20 protein-coding genes and 1 riboswitch are annotated in these 25,368 nt (G+C 71.4%); of the genes, 3 read left to right on the forward strand and 17 right to left on the reverse strand.

Annotated features, from left to right (window positions below):
• The first annotated feature begins 80 nt into the window (after positions 1–80).
• Positions 81–263: riboswitch (cyclic di-AMP (ydaO/yuaA leader) on the forward strand.
• A 3-nt stretch (positions 264–266) separates the two neighbouring features.
• Positions 267–752: a transglycosylase SLT domain-containing protein gene (locus D9753_RS14750; protein WP_121787430.1), complete on the forward strand. Its 486-nt coding sequence runs from the start codon at positions 267–269 to the stop codon at positions 750–752.
• A 34-nt stretch (positions 753–786) separates the two neighbouring features.
• Here the strand turns inward: D9753_RS14750 and D9753_RS14755 are convergent, their stop codons facing one another.
• From D9753_RS14755 to D9753_RS14765, 3 genes are all read right to left on the reverse strand, one after another.
• A complete protein-coding gene (locus D9753_RS14755; RefSeq protein ID WP_121787431.1) occupies positions 787–1,599 on the reverse strand; it encodes an HAD family hydrolase in 813 nt (270 codons plus the stop codon).
• 269 nt (positions 1,600–1,868) lie between these two features.
• Complete coding sequence (locus D9753_RS14760) at positions 1,869–3,071, reverse strand: FAD-dependent oxidoreductase (protein ID WP_121791073.1); 1,203 nt, start codon at positions 3,069–3,071, stop codon at positions 1,869–1,871.
• A gap of 126 nt (positions 3,072–3,197) precedes the next feature.
• Complete coding sequence (locus D9753_RS14765; RefSeq protein WP_240468154.1) at positions 3,198–4,511, reverse strand: carboxylate--amine ligase; 1,314 nt, start codon at positions 4,509–4,511, stop codon at positions 3,198–3,200.
• A 249-nt stretch (positions 4,512–4,760) separates the two neighbouring features.
• Between D9753_RS14765 and fahA the strand changes: the two genes are divergently transcribed.
• Both fahA and D9753_RS14775 read left to right on the forward strand, forming a co-directional pair.
• On the forward strand, positions 4,761–5,978 hold the full coding sequence (fahA, locus tag D9753_RS14770; RefSeq protein WP_121787433.1) for a fumarylacetoacetase: 1,218 nt from the start codon (positions 4,761–4,763) through the stop codon (positions 5,976–5,978).
• A 383-nt stretch (positions 5,979–6,361) separates the two neighbouring features.
• Positions 6,362–7,300: a M56 family metallopeptidase gene (locus D9753_RS14775; RefSeq protein ID WP_121787434.1), complete on the forward strand. Its 939-nt coding sequence runs from the start codon at positions 6,362–6,364 to the stop codon at positions 7,298–7,300.
• 87 nt (positions 7,301–7,387) lie between these two features.
• Here D9753_RS14775 and recQ read toward each other — a convergent pair whose 3' ends face one another.
• From recQ to D9753_RS14845, 14 genes are all read right to left on the reverse strand, one after another.
• A complete protein-coding gene (recQ, locus tag D9753_RS14780; protein ID WP_240468155.1) occupies positions 7,388–9,427 on the reverse strand; it encodes a DNA helicase RecQ in 2,040 nt (679 codons plus the stop codon).
• Positions 9,428–9,644: 217 nt separating this feature from the next.
• Positions 9,645–11,294 (reverse strand): NADH-quinone oxidoreductase subunit NuoN, encoded by a 1,650-nt coding sequence (nuoN, locus tag D9753_RS14785; protein ID WP_121787436.1) that lies wholly within the window; start codon positions 11,292–11,294, stop codon positions 9,645–9,647.
• Positions 11,291–12,862, reverse strand: coding sequence for an NADH-quinone oxidoreductase subunit M (locus D9753_RS14790; protein ID WP_121787437.1), 1,572 nt, complete (start codon positions 12,860–12,862; stop codon positions 11,291–11,293). The genes nuoN and D9753_RS14790 overlap by 4 nt, the downstream gene beginning before the upstream one ends.
• A 5-nt stretch (positions 12,863–12,867) precedes the next feature.
• Positions 12,868–14,814: an NADH-quinone oxidoreductase subunit L gene (nuoL, locus tag D9753_RS14795; RefSeq protein ID WP_121787438.1), complete on the reverse strand. Its 1,947-nt coding sequence runs from the start codon at positions 14,812–14,814 to the stop codon at positions 12,868–12,870.
• Between the two features lie 15 nt (positions 14,815–14,829).
• Positions 14,830–15,129: an NADH-quinone oxidoreductase subunit NuoK gene (gene nuoK / locus D9753_RS14800; protein WP_121787439.1), complete on the reverse strand. Its 300-nt coding sequence runs from the start codon at positions 15,127–15,129 to the stop codon at positions 14,830–14,832.
• A complete protein-coding gene (locus D9753_RS14805; RefSeq protein ID WP_121787440.1) occupies positions 15,126–15,971 on the reverse strand; it encodes an NADH-quinone oxidoreductase subunit J in 846 nt (281 codons plus the stop codon). Before D9753_RS14805 ends, nuoK begins: the two co-directional genes overlap by 4 nt.
• Positions 15,968–16,618: an NADH-quinone oxidoreductase subunit NuoI gene (gene nuoI, locus D9753_RS14810; protein WP_121787441.1), complete on the reverse strand. Its 651-nt coding sequence runs from the start codon at positions 16,616–16,618 to the stop codon at positions 15,968–15,970. The genes D9753_RS14805 and nuoI overlap by 4 nt, the downstream gene beginning before the upstream one ends.
• Complete coding sequence (gene nuoH, locus D9753_RS14815) at positions 16,611–17,975, reverse strand: NADH-quinone oxidoreductase subunit NuoH (RefSeq protein WP_121787442.1); 1,365 nt, start codon at positions 17,973–17,975, stop codon at positions 16,611–16,613. The genes nuoI and nuoH overlap by 8 nt, the downstream gene beginning before the upstream one ends.
• Complete coding sequence (locus D9753_RS14820) at positions 17,972–20,476, reverse strand: NADH-quinone oxidoreductase subunit G (RefSeq protein ID WP_121787443.1); 2,505 nt, start codon at positions 20,474–20,476, stop codon at positions 17,972–17,974. The genes nuoH and D9753_RS14820 overlap by 4 nt, the downstream gene beginning before the upstream one ends.
• Complete coding sequence (nuoF, locus tag D9753_RS14825) at positions 20,473–21,819, reverse strand: NADH-quinone oxidoreductase subunit NuoF (RefSeq protein ID WP_121787444.1); 1,347 nt, start codon at positions 21,817–21,819, stop codon at positions 20,473–20,475. Before nuoF ends, D9753_RS14820 begins: the two co-directional genes overlap by 4 nt.
• Entirely contained in the window at positions 21,819–22,706 is an 888-nt protein-coding gene (gene nuoE, locus D9753_RS14830) for an NADH-quinone oxidoreductase subunit NuoE (RefSeq protein WP_121787445.1), read from the reverse strand. Before nuoE ends, nuoF begins: the two co-directional genes overlap by 1 nt.
• Positions 22,703–24,043, reverse strand: a complete 1,341-nt coding sequence (locus tag D9753_RS14835; RefSeq protein WP_121787446.1) for an NADH-quinone oxidoreductase subunit D — start codon at positions 24,041–24,043, stop codon at positions 22,703–22,705. Before D9753_RS14835 ends, nuoE begins: the two co-directional genes overlap by 4 nt.
• The gene (locus D9753_RS14840) at positions 24,040–24,810 is read right to left on the reverse strand and encodes an NADH-quinone oxidoreductase subunit C (protein ID WP_121787447.1); all 771 of its coding nucleotides are present in this window, start codon (positions 24,808–24,810) and stop codon (positions 24,040–24,042) included. Before D9753_RS14840 ends, D9753_RS14835 begins: the two co-directional genes overlap by 4 nt.
• Positions 24,807–25,361, reverse strand: coding sequence for a NuoB/complex I 20 kDa subunit family protein (locus D9753_RS14845; protein WP_121787448.1), 555 nt, complete (start codon positions 25,359–25,361; stop codon positions 24,807–24,809). The genes D9753_RS14840 and D9753_RS14845 overlap by 4 nt, the downstream gene beginning before the upstream one ends.
• Positions 25,362–25,368 lie beyond the last annotated feature (7 nt).

Consider the following 25,368-nt stretch of genomic DNA (forward strand, 5'->3'; position numbering starts at 1 on the left):
GAACTCGGCACTTGTTCCCGACATGTGCTCTCGCATACGTTCCCGGCCGTCGGGCGGACGCCTAATCCTGCCGCCGCCCGCATCACCCATCGACGAACTCATTCGTACGGCAGGAGCGGGGGACCCAGGTAGGCCGCCGGACCGGAACGGCACACGCCGCGCCGGAACGGCTAGGGGTGAAGCCGTGCCTCCTTCAGGGCACGGCCGGGCGCCTCCCCGCCCGAACCCGACAGCTCACCTCGCAGGCGCCGGAGAGGAACATCGCCATGTCTGCCGTCGCTCAGCACCCCCGCACCCGCAACAGCCGCCTCGTCCGCGCCCTCACCGCCGCGGCCACCGGCGCCGCCGTCCTCGCCCTGCCGCTCATCGGCGCCACCGGCGCCGCCGCGGCCACCACCACCGCCACGAAGGCCACCACCCCCGCCGGCTACCCGAACACCCTCGACGGCTGGATCCGCGAGTCGCTCGCGATCATGGCGCAGAAGGGCATCCCGGGCACCTACAACGGCATCTACCGCAACATCATCCGCGAGTCGTCGGGCAACCCGTCCGCCATCAACCTGTGGGACTCCAACGCGGCAGCGGGCATCCCGTCCAAGGGCCTGCTCCAGGTCATCGACCCCACGTTCAACGCCTACCACGTGGCCGGAACGTCGTTCAACATCTACGACCCGGTCGCGAACATCACCGCCGCCTGCAACTACGCGGCCGCACGGTACGGCTCGATCGACAACGTCTTCGGGGCGTACTGACCGGCACCGGCGGCGGGCGCTGCTGACATCCCGGTCAGTCGGCCGGGAACAGTCTCTCGAGGACGACGGCGACACCGTCGTCCTCGTTCGACAGAGTGACCTCGTCCGCGACAGCCCGCAGTTCGGCGTGGGCGCCGGCCATCGCGACGCCGTGGCCCGCCCAGTCGAACATCGGGATGTCGTTGGGCATGTCACCGAAGGCGACGGCCCGTTCGGCGCCGATCCCCAGCCGCTCGGCGGCCAGCGCGAGCCCCGTCGCCTTGGTCACCCCGCTCGGCTGGAGCTCCACGGTCCCCGGCCCCGACATCGTGACCGTCGCCAGCGAGCCCACCACCGCACGCGCCACGGCCGCCAGCTCGTCGTCGGACAGGGCGGCATGACGCAGCAGCACCTTGCTGATGGGCGCGGACCACAGGTCGTCCCGCCGGCCGACCCGCAGCGCGGGCAGCGTCGGATGGGGCATCCGGTAGCCGGGCTCGATGAGTGTGAGCCCGTCCACGCCGTCCTGGTCGACCGCCGCGAAGACCTGCCCCACCTCCGCCTCGATCTTGCCGAGCGCGGTTTCCGCCAGCTCCCGGTCCAGCCGGACCGACCACAGCAGGCGGTCGGTCCCGGCGTCGTAGAGCTGCGCGCCCTGCCCGCACACCGCGAGCCCCGTGCGGCCGAGATCCGCCAGGAGCGGCCGTACCCGCGGGGCCGGGCGGCCCGTCACCACCAGGTGGCGGGCACCGGCCCACGCCACCCGCGCGAGCGCGGCGAGCGACCGGTCGGAGACGGTGTCGTCGCCGCGCAGCAGCGTCCCGTCCAGGTCGGTGGCGATCAGGGCGTACGCGGGGGTGGGTGCCATGATCAGAGAATACGGACACCGCACCCCGCCGACTCACCTGTCTCGTCCGGCACTTACCTGCTGACCGGCCCCGACCGGCCGGTTCCGGCCGGCCCCCGCGGGCTCCTGGACGCCGGTCCCCCAACCGGCTCCGGCACCGGCTGCCCGGACGAGGAGGAGCGGATCAGGACGGGGGTGGGACGGCCCCGGACGCAGGCGGCACGGCCCCGGACGGAGGCGAAAGGGCCCCTGGTGGAGGCGGAACCGGTGCCGGGCCCGGACGGAACGCCTCACCCGTGGGCCGCCGCCAGATGCCTCGCCAGGCGCGGGGAGGCGAACTCCGTCCCGCAGACGAAACGCATCACCGGGCCGTACGAGGAGGCCGCCGGCAGGCCGGTGAAGTACAGGCCCGGCACCGAGGAGACGTAGCCGGGGCCGAGTCTCGGCGTGCCACGGCTCACCGCGAGCCGGGTGCGCAGTCCGGGGCCGAGGAAGTCCATCGCCGCGAGGTCGACGCGGTAACCGGTGGCGGCGATGACGTGGTCGGCGGTGAGCCGCTCGGTCCGCCCGGCGTGGGTGCGGACGATGAGCACGGGACTGCCGTCCGGGGCCTCGGCGCCCACCACCCGCTCGACGTCCCGCACCCGCACACCGCTCTCGAAGCGCTCGCGCAGCCACCAGGCGCCGAGCGGGCCGAGGACCCGGCGGACCAGGTAATGACGGGTGGACTCGGGCAGGAAGCGGTACGGGTGCGGGTGATGGCTGAGCGCCCACAGCGACCAGGCGCGGCCGAACGGGGACCGGGGCCGGAACGCCGGCTGCCGCCAGGGCGGGCTGCCGAAAGCGACCCGCCCGCGTCCCCGGGCGACCACGCGCACGCGTGCACCCGCCTCGGCGGCGAGCGTCGCCGTCTCCAGCGCGGACTGGCCGGCGCCGATGACGATCAGCTCGCGGCCGGCGAACCGGCCGAGGTCGTGGTGCTGGGAACTGTGCGAGACCGGGCCGGACGGGGAAGGTCCGTCGGCCGCCGCTCCCGTCAGCTCCGGCGGCAGGTGGGCGAGCCCGGCCAGGCCGGTGGCGACGACGACCGCGCGCGCGGTGAACAGCTCCCCGGAGTCCAGCGCGATCGCGAAACCGCCGCCCGGATCGCGGTCGGCCGAGACGACCCGCACCCGCTCCAGTCCGGGGACCAGCCGCTGCTGGAACCACTCGCCGTAGGCGGTGAACGTCTCCACCGGGATGATGTCCTCGTCCGTCACCAGGCGGCGGACGCCGGCCGCGTCGCAGTAGTCGGCGAGGGTGTGGCCGGGCTGGGGACAGTCGAGGTTCGAGGCGGCGGGCGTCGACTTGAGGAGCATGCCCTCGGGCATGTGGTCACGCCAACTGACCATGGGCTCGCCGAAGACGCGGACCGGGATGCCGCGCGCCCGCAGGTGCGCGGCGGTGGACAGGCCGAACGGCCCCGCCCCGATGACTGCAACCGGTCGAATCACGAAGTACCTCCCCAGGACGCGCTGCGCCACGCCGTCGTGGCCTTGCCTGCTTCGTGCCTTGCCCAGGTCCTGCCTTGCCCAGGTCCTGCCTTGCCCAGGTCCTGCCTTGCCCAGGTCCTGCCTTGCCTAGGTCCTGCCTCGCCTATGCCGTCTCTCGCCTACGCCGTACCTCGCCCGCTTCGTACTGGTACCGCTGCCGCGGCGGTGGGTGCGCCATAGCTGGCAGAGGTGCTTCGCGCCCGGGCGCACGAAGCGGGCGAGCATCGTGAGGAACGGCAGCGGGTCGTCACCCGCGAACCAGGCCAGCTCCGTCCCGCTCGCCCGCACCGGTGCGTGCGGGGTCGTGTAACCGCTGCGGCGGTAGGCGAGGAGGGCGGGGAGGTCGATGTTCTCCACGACGTAGCGGTGGCCGGCGCGCTGTTCGCCCCGCGGGACGGCGCGGCCGGTCAGATGCAGGTGCAGGGCGCGTACGACGTCCACGCCCGACTCGTTCTCGAAGAGCCGGAACTGGGCGCCCACGCGCGGGTTGAAGTCGAGGAGTTTGTACCGTCCGTCGCGCCGGTCGAAGCGCAGGTCGAGGTCGATGACGCCGCTGAAGCCGATCTGTCTGACGAAACGTGCGGCGAGCCCGGCGAGTTCCGGGTTGTCGACGACGTACGCGTTCGCCGTCATGCCGGCGTGCGGCGGCCAGGAGCGCACCTTGACCCCGGTGAACAGCGCGAGCGGGCTGGAGTCCTGGTCGAAGCAGGCGTGCACGATCCAGTCCTCGGCGTCCTCGCGCGGCAGGTACTCCTGGAGGACGACGCCGGGTTCCCCGCCCCAGTCGCGGGCCAGGCTGAGCAGTCCCTCGCGCGTGCCGATCCTCGTGGTGCCGTTCACCGCGGGCCGCCTGCGCCGCACGAACGCCTCACGGTTCTTGGCCACCACCGGGAAACGGGTCCGGTCCGCGAAGGCGACGACGTCCTCGTACGACCGCGGGAACGCGGCCGTGGGGCTCGCGACGCCGTGTTCCGCGCACAGTTCGTGCAGCCCCTGCTTGCTGGCCAGCCGGCGCGGCAGCACCGGGTCGACGCGCGGGAAGAGGAAGGAGCCGGCCAGGTGCTCCTGGTGCTCGGCGATCAGGACGGCGGCCTCCTCGTCCGTCGGGATGAGGACCGCCGGCCGGCCGATCCGGCGACCGATCCGCAACAGGCCCTCCACCAGGTGGCCCGGATCCTCCGCACCGGTCGTCGGCCACACGAACGCCTTCCTCAGGTACCGGGAGGAGGCCGCCGGTGTGTACGGGTCCTCGGTGATCGCGTACACGGGCACGCCCAGGCGGCCCAGGCTGCGGATCGCGCCGACGCCTCCGTGGTGCAGCGGGTAGTGGCCGAACTTGACGATCAGGGCCGGCACATCGCGGTCGGCCGACCACGGTGCGCCGACGGCGTCTCCGGCCACGGGTCCCCCCACGCGTCCCCCCAGATGGAACGGATCCGCCCCGTCCGCGTCCCGAAAGGACGCTAAGCCGGAACTACCGCCTCCGACAAGGCCTATCCGGACATTGCGAACTCTTTAGGCCCTGCGCGGGCAACCTCCCAAGCGCCTTGGAAGGCACTGCCCAAGACACATGGATCAGCCGTAACGTGTGGCGCGACCACATGGAACGCAGCGCCATGCATGGCCTGGATGAGAGCGAGGCAGCACCCCATGCCCCCCTTCGACGTCCCCGAGGGCGACCCGTTCGGCCCGCACAACCTTCCCTACGGCGTGTTCTCGCCCTCCGGCAGCACCGAGCGGACGGTCGGAGTCCGGCTCGGGGACCACGTCCTCGACGCGGGCGCCGCCGCCGCGGCACTCGGCTCGCCCCACCGCTCGCTGCTCGACCGGCCCACTCTCAACCCGCTGCTGGCCGCCGGCCCCGGCACCTGGTCGGACGTGCGGCGCGACCTCGTCTCCTGGGTCACGGACCCCGCGCACCGCGCGACGGTCGAGCCGCTGTTCCGCCCCTTGTCCGAGGTGATTCTGCACCTGCCCTTCGAGGTGGCCGACTACGTCGACTTCTACGCCTCGGAGCACCACGCCCGCAACGCCGGCCGGATCTTCCGCCCGGACGCCGCGGACTCCCTCATGCCGAACTGGAAGCACCTCCCGGTCGGTTACCACGGCCGCGCCGGCACGGTGGTGGTCTCGGGCACGGACGTCGTACGGCCGTCGGGGCAGCGCAAGGGCCCGGGCGACCCGGCGCCCGTCTTCGGCCCGTCGGTCCGGCTGGACATCGAGGCCGAGGTCGGCTTCGTCGTGGGCGCTCCCTCCCAGCCGGGCCGTCCGGTCGGGCTCGGCGACTTCCGGAGCCACGTCTTCGGGCTGTGCCTGCTGAACGACTGGTCCGCGCGGGACATCCAGGCCTGGGAGTACGTCCCCCTCGGCCCCTTCCTCGCCAAGTCCTTCGCCACCTCGGTGTCGGCGTGGATCACCCCGCTGGAAGCGCTGGAGCACGCGCGCGTGGCACCCCCGGAACGCACCCACCCCCTGCTGCCCTACCTGGACGACACGGCGCCCGGCGTGGAACCGGGCGGGTACGACCTGCGCATCTCCGTCGCGATCAACGGCCACGTGGTCTCGGAGCCCCCGTACTCCACCATGTACTGGACCGCCGCCCAGCAGCTCGCCCACATGACGGTCAACGGCGCCTCGCTGCGCACCGGCGACCTGTACGGCTCCGGCACGGTGAGCGGTCCCGCCGAGCATCAGCGCGGCTCGCTGCTGGAGCTGACCTGGAACGGCCGCGACCCGCTGGAGCTGCCCGACGGCAAGCGGACGTTCCTGGAGGACGGGGACGTGGTGACGCTCACGGCCTGGGCTCCCGGCGCGGACGGAGGCCGGGTGGGACTGGGCGAGGTCACCGGACGTGTCGTGACGGCGTGACGCACCGGCCCGCGAACCCGGGCCGCGCGGGCTGACCGCCGCAGCGACCTGGGCGCCGACCGGGCCCGCCTTGCTGCCGGGCGCCGCCTCCACGGCGTCCCGGCACGGCGCGGGGACGCGCGCGTGACACCGCGGAAGCCGCCCACGCGCGCGGGCCGGGGCGGCGCCCGCGCCCACGAACGCACCCTCCGGGCACCCCCGGGCCCCGCGAGTCGCCCGCGCGCGGGCCGCGGTCCGGCCGGATCGGCGCCGACACCTGACTCCGAGCGCCCGTCTTCGTCATACTGACAGGGACACGCACCACACGCGGCGCGCAGCCGCCCGCCGCGTGCCCGCACCACCGAGACCCGCACGCCTCTCCGACCAGGAACCGGAGCCCCGGCATGACCGTCTGCCTGCTCCTGCTGAGCGTCGTCGCCCTGACGGCCGCCGTGCCGGCACCGCGCGCGCTGACCCGCGCCGCCTGGCCCGAGCGGGACCCCGTGGTCGCGTTGTGGGTGTGGCAGTGCCTGGTCGCCACCGTCCTGCTGTGCTGCCTGACCGCGCTGGTCCTCGGCACGGCGGCCGTCTTCCACACCGTCCGCGACCGCGTGTTCGCACCCGCGCCGCCCGCCGTCACCGCCGCGTACGACCTGTCCGCCGCGCCGACCTGGGCCGCCGCACTCACCGTGCTGCTGGCCTGCGGGGCCGCCTGGACGACGGCCATGCTGGGCCGGGAACTCTTCGAGGCCCGCCGCAGCCGTGGCCAGGCCAGGGCGCAGCTTCGGGAACGCGCCCCCGACCTGCCGGCCGGCCTGCCGGCGGCGCGCGGGCCGATGCTGGTGCTGGAGGACGAGTACCCGGACGCCTGGTGGCTGCCCGGACACCCGGCGCAGCTAGTCGTCACCACGGGGGCGCTGCACCGCCTCACCGACCACCAGTTGGACGCCGTCCTCACCCACGAGCGCGGCCACGCCCGCGCCCACCACAACTGGCTGCTGCACCTGTCCGCCGCGCTGGCCACGGGCTTCCCGCGCGTGCCGCTCTTCACCCACTTCTGCGACCAGACGCACCGCCTGGTCGAGCTGGCCGCCGACGACACGGCGTCCCGGCGCTGCGGGCACCTCACCACGGCCCTCGCGCTGATCGAGCTGAACCAGCACCGGGGTGTCCTGTCCTGCGACTCCAGCCGACGTCTGCTCGGCGAACGCGTGGACCGCCTGCTGGAGCCGCCACCACGGCTGCTGCGCCGGCACCGGGCCCTGACGACGACGGTGGCCGCGCTGGTGCCGCTGGTGCCGCTGCTGATCACCTTCGCGCCGGGTCTGACGGCACTGTCCTGACCGGCCCGCCGGACAGCGGATCCGTCCTGCCCGGCGACCGGTGGGAGCCGGAATCCGGTGCGGGCCGGGTCCGGGGCCCGGTACCGGTCACATCCAGTCGTCGGGCTCCGGTTCGTCCGCCGGCTCGGGCCAGTGGTCGTCCGGGGACGCCGCGCCCGCCGGGGCGGGGACGGCGTCCGGGGTGGTCGCGTCCGGGGTGGTCGCGTCCGGGGTGGTCGCGGCCGGGGTCGGTTCGTTCAGGGAGGCCAGGACCTCCAGCACGCCTTCCCCGTACGTCACCAGCTTCTTCTCGCCGACGCCGTTCACCGTGCCCAGTTCGCGCACCGAACCGGGCCGCTGGGTGACGATCTCCCGCAGGGTGGCGTCGTGGAAGATGACGTACGCCGGGACGCCCTGTTCCCGGGCCTGTTCGGCCCGCCAGGCCCGCAGGGCCTCGAAGGCGGGAAGCAGTTCCCCGGGCAGCTCGGCCCCGGCGGTCCTGGCCCTGCGGTCGCCTCCGGAGGCGCTGCCCGACCGCGACCGGGCGGCGGCAGGCTTCTTCGGCTCCTTGCGCAGCGGCACCTCGCGCTCCCGCCGCAGCACCGAGCCGCTCGCCTCGGTGAGCGTCAGGGTGCCGTACTCCCCCTCGACCGCGAGCAGCCCTTGCGCGAGTAGCTGCCGGATGACGCCCCGCCACTCGCCCTCGGTGAGGTCCTGGCCGATGCCGAAGACGGATAGCTGGTCGTGGTCGAACTGGATCACCTTGGCGGTGCGCTTGCCGAGCAGGATGTCGATGATCTGGACCGCGCCGAACTTCTGTCCGCGCTCCCGCTGGAGCCGCACCACGGTGGACAGCGCCTTCTGCGCGGCGACGGTGCCGTCCCAGGTCTCCGGCGGGGTCAGGCAGGTGTCGCAGTTGCCGCAGGCCACCGGTTCGGGGTCCTGGCCGAAGTAGGCGAGCAGTTGGCCGCGGCGACACTGGGCCGTCTCGCACAGGGCGAGCATGGCGTCGAGGTGGGCGGCGGCGCGGCGGCGGAACGCCTCGTCGCCCTCACCGGACTGGATGAGCTTGCGCTGCTGTATGACGTCGTTGAGGCCGTACGCCATCCATGCCGTGGACGGCAGTCCGTCGCGGCCCGCGCGGCCGGTCTCCTGGTAGTAGCCCTCGATGGACTTGGGCAGGTCCAGGTGCGCGACGAAGCGGACGTCCGGCTTGTCGATGCCCATGCCGAAGGCGATGGTCGCCACCACGACCAGGCCCTCCTCGCGCAGGAACCGGGACTGGTGGGCGGCGCGGACGGCCGCGTCCAGGCCCGCGTGGTACGGCACCGCCGCGATGCCGTTGGCGGTCAGGAACTCCGCCGTGCGCTCGACCGAGTTGCGCGAGAGGCAGTACACGATGCCGGCGTCGCCCGTGTGCTCCTCCCGCAGGAAGGCCAGTAGCTGCTTCTTGGGGTCGGCCTTGGGCACGATCCGGTACTGGATGTTGGGCCGGTCGAAGCTGGCGACGAAGTGGCGGGCCGTCGGCAGGTTCAGCCGCTCGGTGATCTCCTGGTGGGTGGCGCGGGTGGCCGTGGCGGTGAGGGCGATCCGCGGGACGTCCGGCCAGCGCTCGCCGAGCAGGGACAGGGAGAGGTAGTCGGGGCGGAAGTCGTGGCCCCACTGGGCCACGCAGTGTGCCTCGTCGATGGCGAAGACGGAGATCTTGCCACGGGAGAGCAGGTTCAGCGTGGCGTCCAGGCGCAGCCGCTCCGGTGCCAGGTACAGCAGGTCCAGCTCGCCGGCCAGGAACTCGGCCTCGACCGTGCGCCGCTCGTCGAAGCCCTGGGTGGAGTTCATGAAGCCGGCGCGGACGCCGAGGGCGCGCAGGGCGTCCACCTGGTCCTGCATGAGGGCGATCAGCGGGGAGACCACCACGCCGGTGCCGGGCCGGACCAGGGCCGGGATCTGGTAGCACAGCGACTTGCCGCCGCCGGTCGGCATGAGGACCAGGGCGTCGCCGCCCGCGACCACATGCTCGATGACGGCCTGCTGCTCGCCCCGGAAGGCGCCGAACCCGAAGACCCGGTGCAGCGTGGCCAGTGCCTCGCTGTCGATGGCCGGCGCCTCGCTGTCGGCCGTGTCCGGCCCCTCGGTCACCTGTGGCATCTCGCTGATCCCGCCCGTCGCGCGCATCGTCCTGGCCCCCGTCGTTCCCCCGTGTGTCGTCTCTCGACCGCTGCCTCCACCATAGGGGCCCGGACCGACAGCGCCGGAGTTATCCACAGGCTGGGCCCCGGAATGGTGATCCGCGGTGATCCGCACGCGCCGCTGCCCGGCGCCCTCGGAGCGGGGGGCCGGGCAGCGGCGGGGACGGGAGCCGGGGTCAGCGGACGAAGACTCCGGCCTGGCCGGCCAGGTCCAGGAAGTACTGCGGTGCCACACCGAGGACCAGGGTCACCGCCACGCCCATGCCGATCGCGACCATGGTCAGCGGTGACGGCACGGCGACGGTCGGGCCGTCGGGCCGCGGCTCGCTGAAGAACATCAGGACGATCACCCGGATGTAGAAGAACGCGGCGATCGCCGAGGAGATCACGCCGACCACGACCAGCGGGGCCGCTCCGCCGTCCGCCGCCGCCTTGAACACGGCGAACTTTCCGGCGAAGCCCGAGGTCAGCGGGATACCGGCGAAGGCCAGCAGGAACACCGCGAAGACGGCTGCCACCAGCGGCGAGCGGCGGCCGAGCCCCGCCCACTTGGACAGGTGGGTCGCCTCGCCGCCGGCGTCGCGGACCAGCGTGACCACGGCGAACGCGCCGATCGTCACGAAGGAGTAGCCGGCCAGGTAGAAGAGGACGGACGACACCCCCTCCTTCGACGTGGCGATGACGCCCGCGAGGATGAAGCCGGCGTGCGCGATGGACGAGTACGCCAGCAGCCGCTTGATGTCGGTCTGGGTGATGGCGACGATCGCGCCGCCCAGCATGGTGATGACGGCCACGGCCCACATGACCGGCCGCCAGTCCCAGCGCAGCCCGGGCAGGACGACGTACAGCAGACGCAGGAGCGCGCCGAACGCGGCCACCTTCGTCGCCGCCGCCATGAAGCCGGTCACGGGGGTGGGCGCGCCCTGGTAGACGTCGGGCGTCCACATGTGGAACGGCACGGCGCCCACCTTGAACAGCAGGCCCATCACGATCATGGCGGCACCGATCAGCAGCAGCGCGTCGTTGCCCATGGTGCCGGCGAGTGCCGGGTCGACGTTGGTGGCGGTGCCGTCGACGACCTGGGCGATGCGCGCGTACGACACCGAGCCGGCGTAGCCGTACAGCAGGGCGATGCCGAACAGGGTGAACGCGGAGGCGAACGCGCCGAGCAGGAAGTACTTGACCGCGGCCTCCTGTGACAGCAGCCGCTTGCGGCGGGCCAGTGCGCACAGCAGGTACAGCGGCAGGGAGAGGACCTCCAGGGCCACGAAGAGGGTCAGCAGGTCGTTGGCCGACGGGAAGACGAGCATGCCGCCGACCGCGAAGAGGAGGAGCGGGAAGACCTCCGTGGTGGCGAAGCCGGCCCGCACCGCCGCCTTCTCGCTGTCGCTGCCGGGTACGGCGGCGGCCTGCGCGGCGAAGGAGTCGACGCGGTTGCCGTGTGCGGCCGGGTCCAGGCGCCGCTCGGCGAAGGTGAACAGGCCGACCAGCCCGGCCAGCAGAATCGTGCCCTGGAGGAAGAGGGCCGGGCCGTCGACCGCGATCGCGCCCATGGCCGCGATGTGCGCCTTCGTGGTGCCGTACCCGCCGGCCGCGAGCGCGACGACCGCGGCGAACGCGGCGCACAGGGCCGCGGCGGACAGGATCAACTGGGCGTGGTAGCGGGCCCTGCGCGGGACGAACGCCTCGACGAGCACCCCGACCAGCGCCGCGCCGATGACGATCAGGGCCGGTGACAATTGTGCGTATTCGATCTTCGGCGCGTCGATCTTCGAGATCGGGTCGGCCGCGGTTGTCCACAGGCTGTGGACGGCTGCTGCGCTCACTTGGCCGCCTCCACCTCGGGCTTGGGGTCCTTCTTCTGGACGTCGGACATGGTCTGTTTGACCGCCGGGTTGACGATGTCCGTGACGGGCTTCGGGTAGACGCCCAGCACGATCAGCAGCACGATCAGCGGGGTGACGACCACCAGCTCGCGCACGCGGAGGTCGGGCATCGCCGACACCGCGGGCTTCACCGGGCCCGTCATCGTCCGCTGGTACAGGACGAGGGTGTAGAGCGCGGCGAGGACGATGCCGAGGGTGGCGATGGCGCCGATCACCGGGTAACGGGTGAACGTGCCGACCAGGACCAGGAACTCGCTCACGAACGGCGCGAGGCCGGGCAGCGAGAGGGTGGCGAGGCCGCCGATCAGGAAGGTGCCGGCGAGCACCGGGGCGACCTTCTGCACTCCTCCGTAGTCGGCGATGAGCCGCGAGCCGCGCCGGGAGATCAGGAATCCGGCGACCAGCATCAGGGCGGCCGTGGAGATGCCGTGGTTGACCATGTAGAGGGTGGCGCCGGACTGGCCCTGGCTGGTCATCGCGAAGATGCCCAGGACGATGAAGCCGAAGTGCGAGATCGACGCGTAGGCCACCAGGCGCTTGATGTCCCGCTGGCCGACGGCGAGCAGCGCGCCGTAGATGATGCTGATGAGCGCCAGTACGAGGATGACCGGCGTCGCCCACTTGCTGGCCTGCGGGAACAACTGGAGGCAGAAGCGGAGCATCGCGAAGGTGCCCACCTTGTCGACGACCGCGGTGATGAGGACGGCGACCGGAGCGGTGGACTCCTGCATGGCGTTGGGCAGCCAGGTGTGCAGCGGCCACAGCGGCGCCTTCACCGCGAAGGCGAAGAAGAAGCCGAGGAACAGCCAGCGTTCCGTGCTGGTCGCCATGTGGAGCGAGCCGCTCGCGCGGGCCTCGGCGATCTGCTGGAGGCTGAAGTTCCCGGCCACCACGTAGAGGCCGATCACCGCGGCCAGCATGATCAGGCCGCCGACCAGGTTGTAGAGCAGGAACTTCACCGCCGCGTACGACCGCTGGGTGGCCGCCGCCTCCTCGCCGTGCTCGTGGGCACGGTCCCCGAAGCCGCCGATGAGGAAGTACATCGGGATCAGCATGGCTTCGAAGAAGATGTAGAAGAGGAAGACGTCGGTGGCCTCGAAGGAGATGATCACCATCGCCTCGACCGCCAGGATCAGCGCGAAGAAGCCCTGGGTGGGCCGCCAGCGGCGGTTGCCGGTCTCCAGCGGGTCGGCGTCGTGCCAGCCGGCCAGGATGATGAACGGCATCAGGACGGCGGTCAGCGCGAGCAGCGCGACCGCGATGCCGTCGACGCCCAGTTCGTACCTGACCCCGAAGTCGCTGATCCAGGCGTGGGACTCGGTGAGCTGGTAGCGGGCGCCGTCCGGGTCGAAGCGGATCAGCACCGTGACGGCCAGGGCGAGCGTGGCGAGCGAGACGACCAGCGCCAGCCACTTGGCGGCGGTGCGCCGGGTGGCCGGTACGGCGGCCGTGGCGACGGCCCCGAGGGCCGGGAGCGCCGCCGTCGCTGTCAGCAGAGGAAAGGACATCGGTATCAGACCGCCCTCATCAGCAGGGTCGCGGCGACCAGGAGTGCCGCGCCGCCGAACATCGACACCGCGTAGGAGCGGGCGAAGCCGTTCTGGAGCCGGCGCAGCCGGCCGGACAGGCCGCCGAAGCCGGCCGCTGTGCCGTTGACGACCCCGTCGACCAGGGTGTGGTCGACGTAGACCAGGGAGCGCGTCAGGTGCTCGCCGCCCCGTACCAGGACCACGTGATTGAAGTCGTCCTGGAGCAGGTCGCGGCGGGCCGCGCGGGTGAGCAGGGAGCCGCGCGGGGCCACGGCCGGAACGGGCCGCCGGCCGTACAGGGCCCAGGCGATGGCGACGCCGATGACCAGGCACACCATGGTGGCGCCGGTGACCACGCCGGCGCTGACCGGCGAGTCGCCCTCCTGGTGGCCGGTGACCGGCTCCAGCCAGTGCAGGAAGCGGTCGCCGATGCTGAAGAAGCCACCGGCGAAGACCGAGCCGACGGCCAGCACGATCATCGGGATCGTCATGACCTTCGGGGACTCGTGCGGGTGCGGCTCCGCGTGCTCGCCGCGGTGCTCGGCGACGGGCTCGGCGCCCGGCGCCTCGGGGGAGCGGGTGGGTCGGTCCTTCCAACGCTCCTCTCCGAAGAAGGTCATCAGCATCACGCGCGTCATGTAGAAGGCGGTGATGGCCGCGCCGAGCAGGGCCGCGCCCCCGAGGATCCACCCCTCGGTGCCGCCCTTGGCGAAGGCCGCCTCGATGATCTTGTCCTTGGAGAAGAAGCCGGACAGGCCCGGGAAGCCGATGATGGCGAGGTAGCCGAGACCGAAGGTGACGAAGGTGACCGGCATGTACTTGCGCAGGCCGCCGTACTTGCGCATGTCCACCTCGTCGTTCATGCCGTGCATGACCGAACCGGCGCCGAGGAACAGACCGGCCTTGAAGAAGCCGTGCGTCACCAGGTGCATGATCGCGAAGACGTAGCCGATCGGGCCGAGGCCGGCCGCGAGGACCATGTAGCCGATCTGCGACATGGTGGAGCCGGCCAGTGCCTTCTTGATGTCGTCCTTGGCGCAACCGACGATCGCACCGAACAGCAGCGTGACAGCGCCGACGACGGTGACGGCCAGTTGGGCGTCGGGGGCGGCGTCGAAGAGGGTGCCGGAGCGGACGATCAGGTAGACGCCCGCGGTCACCATGGTCGCCGCGTGGATCAGGGCCGAGACCGGCGTCGGGCCCTCCATGGCGTCCCCGAGCCAGGACTGGAGCGGCACCTGCGCGGACTTGCCGCAGGCGGCGAGCAGCAGCATCAGCCCGATCGCGGTGAGCTTGCCCTCGGAGGCGTCACCGGTGTGGCTGAGGACCGGGCCGAAGGCGAAGCTGCCGAAGGTGGTGAACATCAGCATGATCGCGATCGACAGACCCATGTCGCCGACGCGGTTGACCAGGAAGGCCTTCTTCGCGGCGGTGGCGGCGCTGGGCTTGTGCTGCCAGAAGCCGATCAGCAGGTACGAGGCGAGGCCGACGCCCTCCCAGCCGACGTAGAGCAGCAGGTAGTTGTCGGCGAGGACGAGCAGCAGCATCGCCGCGAGGAACAGGTTCAGGTAGCCGAAGAAGCGGCGGCGGCGCTCGTCGTGCTCCATGTAGCCGACCGAGTACAGGTGGATCAGCGAGCCGACGCCCGTGATGAGCAGCACGAACGTCATCGAAAGCTGGTCCAGGCGGAAGGTGACGTCCGCCTGGAAGCTGCCGACCGAGATCCACGTCCACAGGTGCTGGGTCAGCGTGCGGTGTTCCGCGCCCCTGCCGAGCAGGCCGGTGAAGAGGACGACGCCGACCACGAAGGAGGCGGTCGACAGGAGCGTGCCGATCCAGTGGCCGGCACGGTCGAGCCGTCGGCCACCGACCAGGAGGACGGCGGCTCCGAGCAGGGGCGCCGCGATGAGCAGCGCGATCAGGTTCTCCACGATTCTTCCGACCCCTTACAGCTTCATCAGGCTGGCGTCGTCGACCGAGGCCGAGTGGCGGGTGCGGAACAGCGACACGATGATCGCGAGACCCACCACGACCTCCGCGGCGGCGACGACCATCGTGAAGAAGGCGATGATCTGGCCGTCGAGGTTGCCGTGCATCCGGGAGAAGACGACGAACGCGAGGTTGCAGGCGTTCAGCATCAGTTCGACGCACATGAAGACCACGATGGCGTTGCGCCGGATCAGTACGCCGGTCGCGCCGATCGTGAACAGCAGGGCGGCGAGGTAGAGGTAGTTGACCGGGTTCACTTGGACGCCTCCTCGGGCCGCTTGAACGTCGCCGGTTCGACCGCCCTGCGCTCCAGGCGCTCCTCGGCCCGCTGTTCCAGCGCCCGCAGGTCGTTCAGCGCCTCGGCGGACACGTCGCGGACCTGGCCGCGCTCGCGCAGCGTCTTGCTGACGGTCAGCTCGGACGGGGTGCCGTCGGGGAGCAGGCCCGCGACGTCCACGGCGTTGTGCCGGGCGTAGACACCGGGAGCCGGCAGCGGCGGGATGTGGACGCCCTCGCGGATGCGCCGTTCGGACAGCTCGCGCTGGCTCCTGGCCGGTTCGGTGCGCTCGCGGTGGGTGAGCACCATGGCGCCGACGGCGGCCGTGATCAGCAGGGCGCCGGTGATCTCGAAGGCGAAGACGTACTTGGTGAAGATGAGGGTCGCCAGGCCCTCCACGTTCCCGTTCGCGTTCGCCCGGCCGGTGCCGGCGAACTCCTTCAGGGAGGCGTTGCCGATGCCGGCGAACAGCAGGACGCCGAAGCCGGCCCCGCACACGAGGGCCAGCCAGCGCTGGCCCTTGATGGTCTCCTTCAGTGAGTCCGCGGCCGTGACGCCGACGAGCATCACCACGAACAGGAACAGCATCATGATCGCGCCGGTGTAGACGACGATCTGGACGATCCCGAGGAAGTAGGCGCCGTTGGCGAGGTAGAAGACCGCCAGGACGATCATGGTGCCGGCGAGACAGAGCGCGCTGTGCACGGCCTTCTTCATGAGGACGGTGCACAGGGCGCCGATCACCGCGACCGTGCCGAGGGCCCAGAACTGGAACGCCTCACCGGTGGAGGTCGTGTAGGCGGCGAGGTGCTGCGCGTTCATCCGCCGATCACCCTCTCCGAGGCCGGCTCCTCCTCGCCGAAGACGGACGTGGCCTCCTGCGGGACCTCGCCCCGGGAGACGGCGGTCTGCCGGACCGTGCCGGGCGCGGCCTGCGTCACCAGGCCGCGGTAGTAGTCCTGTTCGTCCGTGCCCGGGAAGATCGAGTGGGGCGTGTCGACCATGCCGTCCTCGAGGCCGGCGAGCAGTTGCTCCTTGGTGTAGATGAGGTTGGCGCGGCTGGAGTCGGCCAGTTCGAACTCGTTGGTCATCGTCAGCGCGCGCGTGGGGCACGCCTCGATGCACAGCCCGCACAGGATGCAGCGGGCGTAGTTGATCTGGTAGACGCGGCCGTACCGCTCGCCCGGCGAGTAGCGCTCCTCGTCGGTGTTGTCGGCGCCCTCCACATAGATGGCGTCGGCGGGGCAGGCCCAGGCGCACAGCTCGCAGCCGACGCACTTCTCCAGGCCGTCCGGATGGCGGTTGAGCTGGTGCCGTCCGTGGAACCGCGGAGCCGTGGTCTTCTTCTGCTCCGGGTACTGCTCGGTCAGCCGCTTTTTGAACATGGCCTTGAAGGTCACGCCGAAGCCGGCGACGGGGTTCTGGAAGCCGGGCTCGGTGTGCCCGGCCTCCTGAGGCTCCTCAGCCATCGGACGCCTCCTTTCCATCCGTAGATCCGTCACTGACAGTGTCCGGCCCACCACTGACAATCAGCTCCCGCTCGCGGTGCGGGCGGCGCCTCGGCACCGGCGGCAGCTCCTGTCCGGGCAGCGGCGGTACGGGGAATCCGCCCGCCATCGGGTCGAACGCCGGCTGCTGCTCGGCGGGTTGTCCGGCGCTCTTCGCCTTGTCGCGGAACATGTCGGCGATGAAGGAGATCAGCAGCAGGGCCAGGAGACCGCCGCCCACGTAGAGGGCGATGTCGGCGAAGCCGTAGTTCTCGTTGTGCAGCGCCCGTACGGTCGCGACCAGCATCAGCCAGGTCACGGAGACCGGGATGAGGACCTTCCAGCCGAGCTTCATGAGCTGGTCGTAGCGGACGCGGGGCAGCGTGCCGCGCAGCCAGATGAAGAAGAACAGCAGGAGCTGCACCTTGATGACGAACCAGAGCAGTGGCCACCAGCCGTGGTTCGCGCCCGCCCAGAAGCCGCTGATCGGCCAGGGGGCGCGCCAGCCGCCGAGGAACAGGGTGGTCGACACGGCCGAGACGGTCACCATGTTGACGTACTCGGCGAGCATGAACATCGCGAACTTGATGGACGAGTACTCGGTGTTGAAGCCGCCGACCAGGTCGCCCTCGGACTCCGGCATGTCGAAGGGGGCGCGGTTGGTCTCGCCGACCATCGTGACGATGTAGAGGATGAAGGAGACCGGCAGCAGCGCGATGTACCAGCGGTCGTGCTGCTGCGCCACGATCGTGGACGTCGACATCGAGCCCGAGTACAGGAACACGGAGGCGAACGCGGCGCCCATGGCGATCTCGTAGGAGATCATCTGGGCGCAGGAGCGCAGGCCGCCCAGCAGCGGGTAGGTGGAGCCGGAGCTCCAGCCCGCCAGGACGATGCCGTAGATGCCGACGGAGGCGATCGCGAGGATGTAGAGCATCGCGATCGGCAGGTCGGTGAGCTGCATCGTGGTGCGGTGGCCGAAGATCGAGATCTCGTTGCCGGCGGGGCCGAAGGGGATCACCGCGATCGCCATGAAGGCCGGGATGGCCGCGACGACCGGCGCGAGGACGTAGACGACCTTGTCCGCGCGCTTGACGATGAGGTCTTCCTTGAGCATCAGCTTCACGCCGTCGGCGAGCGACTGGAGCATGCCCCAGGGGCCGTGCCGGTTGGGGCCGATGCGTAGCTGCATCCAGGCGACGACCTTGCGTTCCCAGACGATGGAGAACAGCACGGTCACCATCAGGAACGCGAAGCAGAACACCGCCTTGACGACGACCAGCCACCAGGGGTCGCGGCCGAACATCGAGAGGTCTTCAGCGGCGAGGTACCCGCTCATGCCTCCACCTCCTTGGGGGCCGCTTCGGCGGGTGCCGCCGGGCCGATGCGGACGAGGGAGCCGGGCCGGGCCCCGGTGCCGGAGGCCACGCCGGGGCCGGCGGAGTTCAGCGGGAGCCAGACCACCCGGTCGGGCATGTCGGTGATCTGGACGGGGAGTTCCACGGAGCCGGCGGGGCCGGTGACGGCCAGGAGGCCGCCGTTGCCGACGCCTGCCTCGGCGGCCGTCGCGGCGGACACGCGCGCGCGTGCGGCGTGCCGGGTGCCGGCCAGCGCCTCGTCGCCCTCCTGGAGGACACCTTGGTCGAGCAGCAGCCGGTGCCCGGCGAGCACGGCCTCGCCGGCGGCCGGGCGGGGCAGTACGCCCGCGGACTCCGTGGGCGCGGCGGCCCGGGGGCCGTCCCAGGGGCCGAGCCGGTCGATCTCCGCGCGCGTGGTGTGCAGGTCGGGCAGCCCCAGGTGGACGTCCATGGCGTCGGCGAGCATGTGCAGCACGCGCGTGTCGGCCGGTGCGAGCCGGCGGGTCATCTGGTCGGGCTTGAGCGCGGCGTCGAAGAAGCGCACCCTGCCCTCCCAGTTGAGGAAGGTGCCCGCCTTCTCGGCGACCGCGGCGACCGGCAGGACCACGTCGGCGTGCTCGGTGACCTCGCTGGGCCGCAGTTCGAGCGACACCAGGAAGCCGACGTTCGCGAAGGCCTCACGCGCGCGTGCCGGGTCGGGAAGGTCGGCGACCTCCACCCCGGCGACCAGGAGCGCGGAGAGTTCACCGCTGGCGGCGGCGTCCACGATCTGGTGGGTGTCGCGGCCGTAGCGCGGCGGGAGTTCGGCGAGGCCCCAGACGGTGGCGACCTCCTCCCGGGCCCGCGGGTCGGTCGCGGGGCGGCCTCCCGGCAGCAGCGACGGCAGCGCACCGGCCTCGACGGCGCCGCGCTCGCCGGCCCGGCGCGGGATCCACACCAGGTCGGCGCCGGTCGCGGTGGCGGCGCGCAGCGCGGCGGTGAGGCCGCCCGCCACGCCGGCCAGCCGCTCGCCCACGACGATGACCGCGCCCTGCGTGCGCAGCGCCTCGGCGGCGTGGGAGCCGGGCCCCTCCAGTCCGGTGCCGCTCGCGAGGGCGTCCAGCCACTCGGGCTCGGTGCCGGGCGCGGCCGGCAGCAGCATGCCGCCCGCCTTCTCCAGGCCCCGGGTGGCGTGTGTGGCCAGCGAGAACACCCGCTGCTTGCGCTTGCGCCAGGCCTTGCGCAGCCGCAGGAAGACGCCGGGCGCCTCCTCCTCCGACTCGAAGCCGACGAGCAGGACGGCGGGCGCGTTCTCCAGGGAGGTGTAGGTGACGCCCGTACCGTCGAGGTCACGGCCGTGGCCGGCCACCCGGGCCGCCAGGAAGTCGGCCTCCTCGCCGCTGTGCACGCGCGCGCGGAAGTCGATGTCGTTCGTGTCGAGCGCCACGCGCGCGAACTTGCTGTACGCGTAGGCGTCCTCGACGGTGAGCCGGCCGCCGGTGAGGACGCCGGCCCGGGAGCGGGCGGCGCTCAGGCCCTGTGCGGCCGCTTCCAGCGCCTCGGGCCAGGAGGCGGGTTCCAGGACGCCGTCGGCGTTGCGGACCAGCGGGGTCTGAAGCCGGTCGCGCTGCTGCGCGTAGCGGAACGCGAAGCGTCCCTTGTCGCAGATCCACTCCTCGTTGACCTCGGGGTCGTCGGCGGCGAGCCGCCGCATGACCTTGCCGCGCCGGTGGTCGGTGCGGGTGGCGCAGCCGCCGGAGCAGTGCTCACAGACCGAGGGCGAGGAGATCAGGTCGAAGGGGCGGGAGCGGAAGCGGTAGGCCGCCGAGGTGAGGGCGCCGACCGGGCAGATCTGGATGGTGTTGCCGGAGAAGTACGACTCGAACGGGTCGCCCTCGCCGGTGCCGACCTGTTGCAGCGCGCCCCGCTCGACCAGTTCGATCATCGGGTCGCCCGCGACCTGGTTGGAGAAGCGGGTGCAGCGGGCGCACAGCACGCACCGCTCGCGGTCCAGCAGGACCTGGGTGGAGATCGCTACGGGCTTCTCGTAGGTGCGTTTCCTGCCGTCGAAGCGGGACTCGGCGTTGCCGTGCGACATGGCCTGGTTCTGGAGCGGGCACTCGCCGCCCTTGTCGCAGACCGGGCAGTCCAGCGGGTGGTTGATGAGCAGCAGCTCCATCACCCCGTGCTGGGCCTTCTCGGCGACCGGTGAGGTGAGGTGGGTCTTGACGACCATGCCGTCGGTGCACGTGATCGTGCAGGACGCCATCGGCTTGCGCTGGCCCTCGACCTCGACGATGCACTGGCGGCAGGCGCCGGCCGGGTCCAGCAGGGGGTGGTCGCAGAACCGCGGGATCTCGATGCCGAGCTGTTCGGCGGCCCGGATGACCAGGGTGCCCTTGGGCACGCTGATCTCGGCGCCGTCGATCGTCAGGGTGACGAGGTCCTCCGGTGGAACCGCCGGCCGGCCCCCTCCGGTGGGGGCGCTGGTGGTCACGGTCATGCGTTCACCTCCGGGCGGTCCGCCCAGGCCGTCGACTTGGCCGGGTCCAAGGGGCAGCCCCGGCCCGTGATGTGCTGTTCGTACTCCTCGCGGAAGTACTTGAGCGAGGAGAAGATCGGGGACGCGGCGCCGTCACCGAGGGCGCAGAAGGACTTGCCGTTGATGTTGTCGGCGATGTCGGCGAGCTTGTCGAGGTCGGCCATGCTGCCCTTGCCGGCCTCGATGTCCCGCAGCAACTGCACCAGCCAGTACGTCCCTTCTCGGCAGGGTGTGCACTTGCCGCAGGACTCGTGGGCGTAGAACTCGGTCCAGCGGGTCACCGCCCGCACCACGCAGGTCGTCTCGTCGAAGCACTGCAGGGCCTTCGTGCCGAGCATGGAGCCCGCGGCGCCCACCCCTTCGTAGTCGAGGGGGACGTCGAGGTGTTCGTCGGTGAACATCGGTGTCGAGGAGCCGCCCGGCGTCCAGAACTTCAGGCGGTGCCCGGGGCGCATGCCGCCGCTCATGTCGAGGAGCTGGCGGAGCGTGATGCCGAGCGGGGCCTCGTACTGGCCGGGGCTCGCGACGTGGCCGCTGAGCGAGTAGAGCGTGAAGCCCGGGGACTTCTCACTGCCCATCGACCTGAACCATTCCTTGCCGTGTCGCAGGATGGCGGGAACCGACGCGATCGACTCGACGTTGTTCACCACAGTGGGACAGGCGTAGAGGCCTTCCACCGCGGGGAAGGGGGGGCGGAGTCGCGGTTGACCACGGCGGCCTTCGAGCGAGTCGAGCAGCGCGGTCTCCTCACCGCAGATGTACGCGCCGGCGCCGGCGTGCACGGTGAGTTCGAGGTCGAGTCCGCTGCCCAGGATGTTCTCGCCGAGGTAGCCGGCCTCGCGGGCCTCGCGCACGGCCTCGTGCAACCGCCGCAGAACGGGGACGACCTCTCCCCGCAGATAGATGAAGGCGTGCGACGACCTGATGGCGTAACACGCGATCACGATGCCCTCGATGAGGCTGTGCGGGTTCGCGAAGAGGAGCGGGATGTCCTTGCAGGTGCCCGGTTCCGACTCGTCGGCGTTGACAACCAGATAGTGCGGTTTCCCATCGCCCTGGGGGATGAACTGCCATTTCATCCCGGTCGGGAATCCTGCGCCGCCCCGGCCGCGCAGCCCGGAGTCCTTGACGTACGCGATGACGTCGTCCGGGGACATGGCGAGCGCCTTGCGGAGCCCCTCGTACCCCTCGTGTCCGCGGTAGACCTCCAGGGTCCAGGACCGGTCCTCGTCCCAGAAGGCCGACAGCACGGGTGCGAGCAGCTTCTCCGGGCTGGTGTCCTTCACCTCGGGTACCACGGTCATCACTCCCCCTCCTCTGCGGTGGGCCCTGCCGGGTGGGCGGGGTCGGAGGCCGATGTGTCCTGCGGCGCGTCGTGGGAGCTGAGGTGCTCGGCCGGCGACGGCTCGTGCGCCGCCCGGTCGTGCGGTTCCCCCGACGCTCCCGTCCCGTGCGGGCCGCCGTCCCGCGGGTGCACCACGCGCGCGGGTGCGGTCTCTCCCTTTGCCAGGCGGAGGCCCACCAGCGACGCCGGGCCCGCGCTGCCGCCCTCCTCGACGGCCCCGGGCCGCTCGTCGGGGAAGCCGGCCAGGATCCGGGCGGTCTCCTTGAAGGTGCACAGCCGGGCGCCACGGGTGGGCTGTACGGGCCGTCCCGCGCGGAGGTCGTCCACCAGGCGCCTGGCGCTGGAGGGGGTCTGGTTGTCGAAGAACTCCCAGTTGACCATCACGACCGGCGCGAAGTCGCAGGCCGCGTTGCACTCGATGTGCTCCAGCGTGACCTTGCCGTCGTCGGTGGTCTCGCCGTTGCCGACGCCCAGGTGCTCCTGGAGGGTCTCGAAGATGGTGTCGCCGCCCATGACGGCGCAGAGCGTGTTGGTGCACACGCCGACCTGGTAGTCGCCGGAGGCCTTGCGCCGGTACATGGTGTAGAAGGTGGCGACCGCGGTGACCTCGGCGGTGGTCAGACCGAGGATGTCCGCGCAGAAGCGCATGCCGGTGCGCGTGACGTGGCCCTCCTCCGACTGCACGAGGTGGAGCAGCGGCAGCAGGGCGGACCGGGAGTCGGGGTAGCGGGCGATCAGCTCGCGCGCGTCCGCCTCCAGCCGGGTCCGGACGTCGTCCGGGTACGCGGGGGCGGGCAGCTCGGGCATGCCCAGGCTGACGCCCCGCTCCGAGGAAGAGGTGGTCACCGGTCGACGCCTCCCATCACGGGGTCGATGGATGCGACGGCGACGATGACGTCGGCGACCTGGCCGCCCTCGCACATCGCCGCCATGGCCTGAAGGTTGGTGAAGGACGGGTCGCGGAAGTGGACCCGGTAGGGGCGGGTGCCGCCGTCGGAGACGGCGTGCACGCCGAGTTCGCCCTTCGGGGACTCCACGGCCGCGTACACCTGTCCCGGCGGGACGCGGAAGCCCTCGGTGACCAGCTTGAAGTGGTGGATCAGGGCCTCCATGGAGGTGCCCATGATCTTCTTGATGTGGTCGAGGGAGTTGCCGAGTCCGTCGGGTCCCAGGGCGAGCTGGGCGGGCCAGGCGATCTTCTTGTCGGCGACCATGACGGGGCCGGGCTGGAGCCGGTCCAGGCACTGCTCGATGATCCTCAGGGACTGGCGCATCTCCTCCAGGCGGATGAGGAAGCGGCCGTAGGCGTCGCAGCTTTCGGTGGTGGGGACGTCGAAGTCGTACGTCTCGTAGCCGCAGTACGGCTGTGCCTTGCGCAGGTCGTGGGGCAGGCCGGTGGAGCGCAGGATCGGGCCGGTGGCACCGAGGGCCATGCAGCCGGCCAGGTCGAGGTAGCCGATGTCCTGCATACGGGCCTTGAAGATGGGGTTTCCGGTGGCGAGCTTGTCGTACTCCGGGAGGTTCTTGTTCATCTTCTTCACGAACTCGCGGATCTGGTCCACCGCGCCGGGCGGGAGGTCCTGGGCGAGTCCGCCGGGCCGGATGTACGCGTGGTTCATGCGCAGGCCGGTGATCAGCTCGTAGAGGTCGAGAATCATTTCACGATCACGGAAGCCGTAGATCATGATCGTGGTGGCGCCCAGTTCCATGCCGCCGGTGGCGATGCACACCAGGTGGGAGGAGAGCCGGTTCAGCTCCATCAGGAGCACCCGGATGATCGTGGCGCGCGCGGTGATCCGGTCCTCGATGCCGAGGAGCTTCTCGACGGCGAGGCAGTAGGCGGTTTCATTGAAGAAGGACGTCAGGTAGTCCATGCGCGTGACGAAGGTGGTGCCCTGCGTCCACGTGCGGTACTCGAGGTTCTTCTCGATGCCGGTGTGCAGGTAGCCGATGCCGCAGCGGGCCTCGGTGACCGTCTCGCCGTCGATCTCGAGGATCAGGCGGAGCACTCCGTGGGTGGACGGGTGCTGGGGACCCATGTTGACGACGATGCGCTCGTCGTCGGCGCGCGCCGCGGACCGGACGACCTCGTCCCAGTCGCCACCGGTGACCGTGTACACGGTGCCCTCGGTGGTCTCGCGCGCCGAGGCGGCGGAGGCCGCGGATGCTGACTGCGTGCTCACGAGTACGACCTCCGCTGGTCCGGAGCCGGGATCTGGGCGCCCTTGTACTCGACGGCGATCCCGCCGAGGGGGTAGTCCTTGCGCTGGGGGTGGCCCTGCCAGTCGTCCGGCATCATGATCCGGGTGAGGGCCGGGTGGCCGTCGAAGACGATCCCGAAGAAGTCGTACGTCTCGCGCTCGTGCCAGTCGTTCGTCGGGTAGACGGAGACCAGGGACGGGATGCGCGGGTCGCTGTCGGGGGCGCCGGCTTCGAGGCGGATCAGCCGGTTGTGGGTGATCGAACGCAGGTGGTAGACGGCGTGCAGTTCGCGGCCCTTGTCCTGCGGGTAGTGGACGCCGCTGACGCCGGTGCACAGTTCGAAGCGCAGCGCCGGGTCGTCGCGCAGGGTGCGTGCGACGAGGAGCAGGTGCTCGCGTTCGATGTGGAAGGTCAGCTCGCCGCGGTCGACGACCGTCCTCTCGATGGCGTTCTCCGGGAGGAGTCCCTGTTCCTCCAGGGCGCCTTCCAGCTCGTCGGCGACTTCGTCGAACCAGCCGCCGTAGGGGCGGGCCGTCGGTCCCGGGAGTCGGACCGAGCGGACCAGGCCGCCGTAGCCGGAGGTGTCGCCGCCGTTGTTCGCGCCGAACATGCCGCGCTGGACGCGGATCTCCTCGCCTCCCTGGCCGCGCCGGCCGGGGAGGTTGGAGGCGGAGAGGTCGTTCTCGGGGTTGACCCCGTTCCCGGCCCCGTTCGCTCCGGCGCCGTGGGTGCCGTTCGCGTCGCTCACCGCAGCAGCCCCTTCATCTCGATCGTGGGCAGGGCCTTGAGCGCCGCCTCCTCCGCCTCGCGGGCCGCTTCCTCGGCGTTCACGCCGAGCTTGGCGGTCCGGATCTTCTGGTGGAGCTTGAGGATCGCGTCCATCAGCATCTCGGGGCGGGGCGGGCAGCCCGGCAGGTAGATGTCGACCGGGACGATGTGGTCGACGCCCTGGACGATCGCGTAGTTGTTGAACATGCCGCCCGAGGAGGCGCAGACGCCCATGGAGATCACCCACTTGGGGTTGGGCATCTGGTCGTAGACCTGCCTCAGGACCGGCGCCATCTTCTGGCTGACCCGGCCGGCGACGATCATCAGGTCGGCCTGGCGCGGTGAGCCGCGGAAGACCTCCATGCCGAAGCGGGCCAGGTCGTAGCGGCCGGCGCCGGTGGTCATCATCTCGATGGCGCAGCAGGCGAGGCCGAAGGTGGCCGGGAAGACGGATGCCTTGCGCACCCAGCCCGCGGCCTGCTCGACGGTGGTGAGCAGGAATCCGCTCGGCAGCTTTTCTTCGAGTCCCATGTCTTTA

The sequence above is a fragment of the Streptomyces dangxiongensis genome (genome assembly GCF_003675325.1).
Taxonomy (GTDB): domain Bacteria; phylum Actinomycetota; class Actinomycetes; order Streptomycetales; family Streptomycetaceae; genus Streptomyces; species Streptomyces dangxiongensis.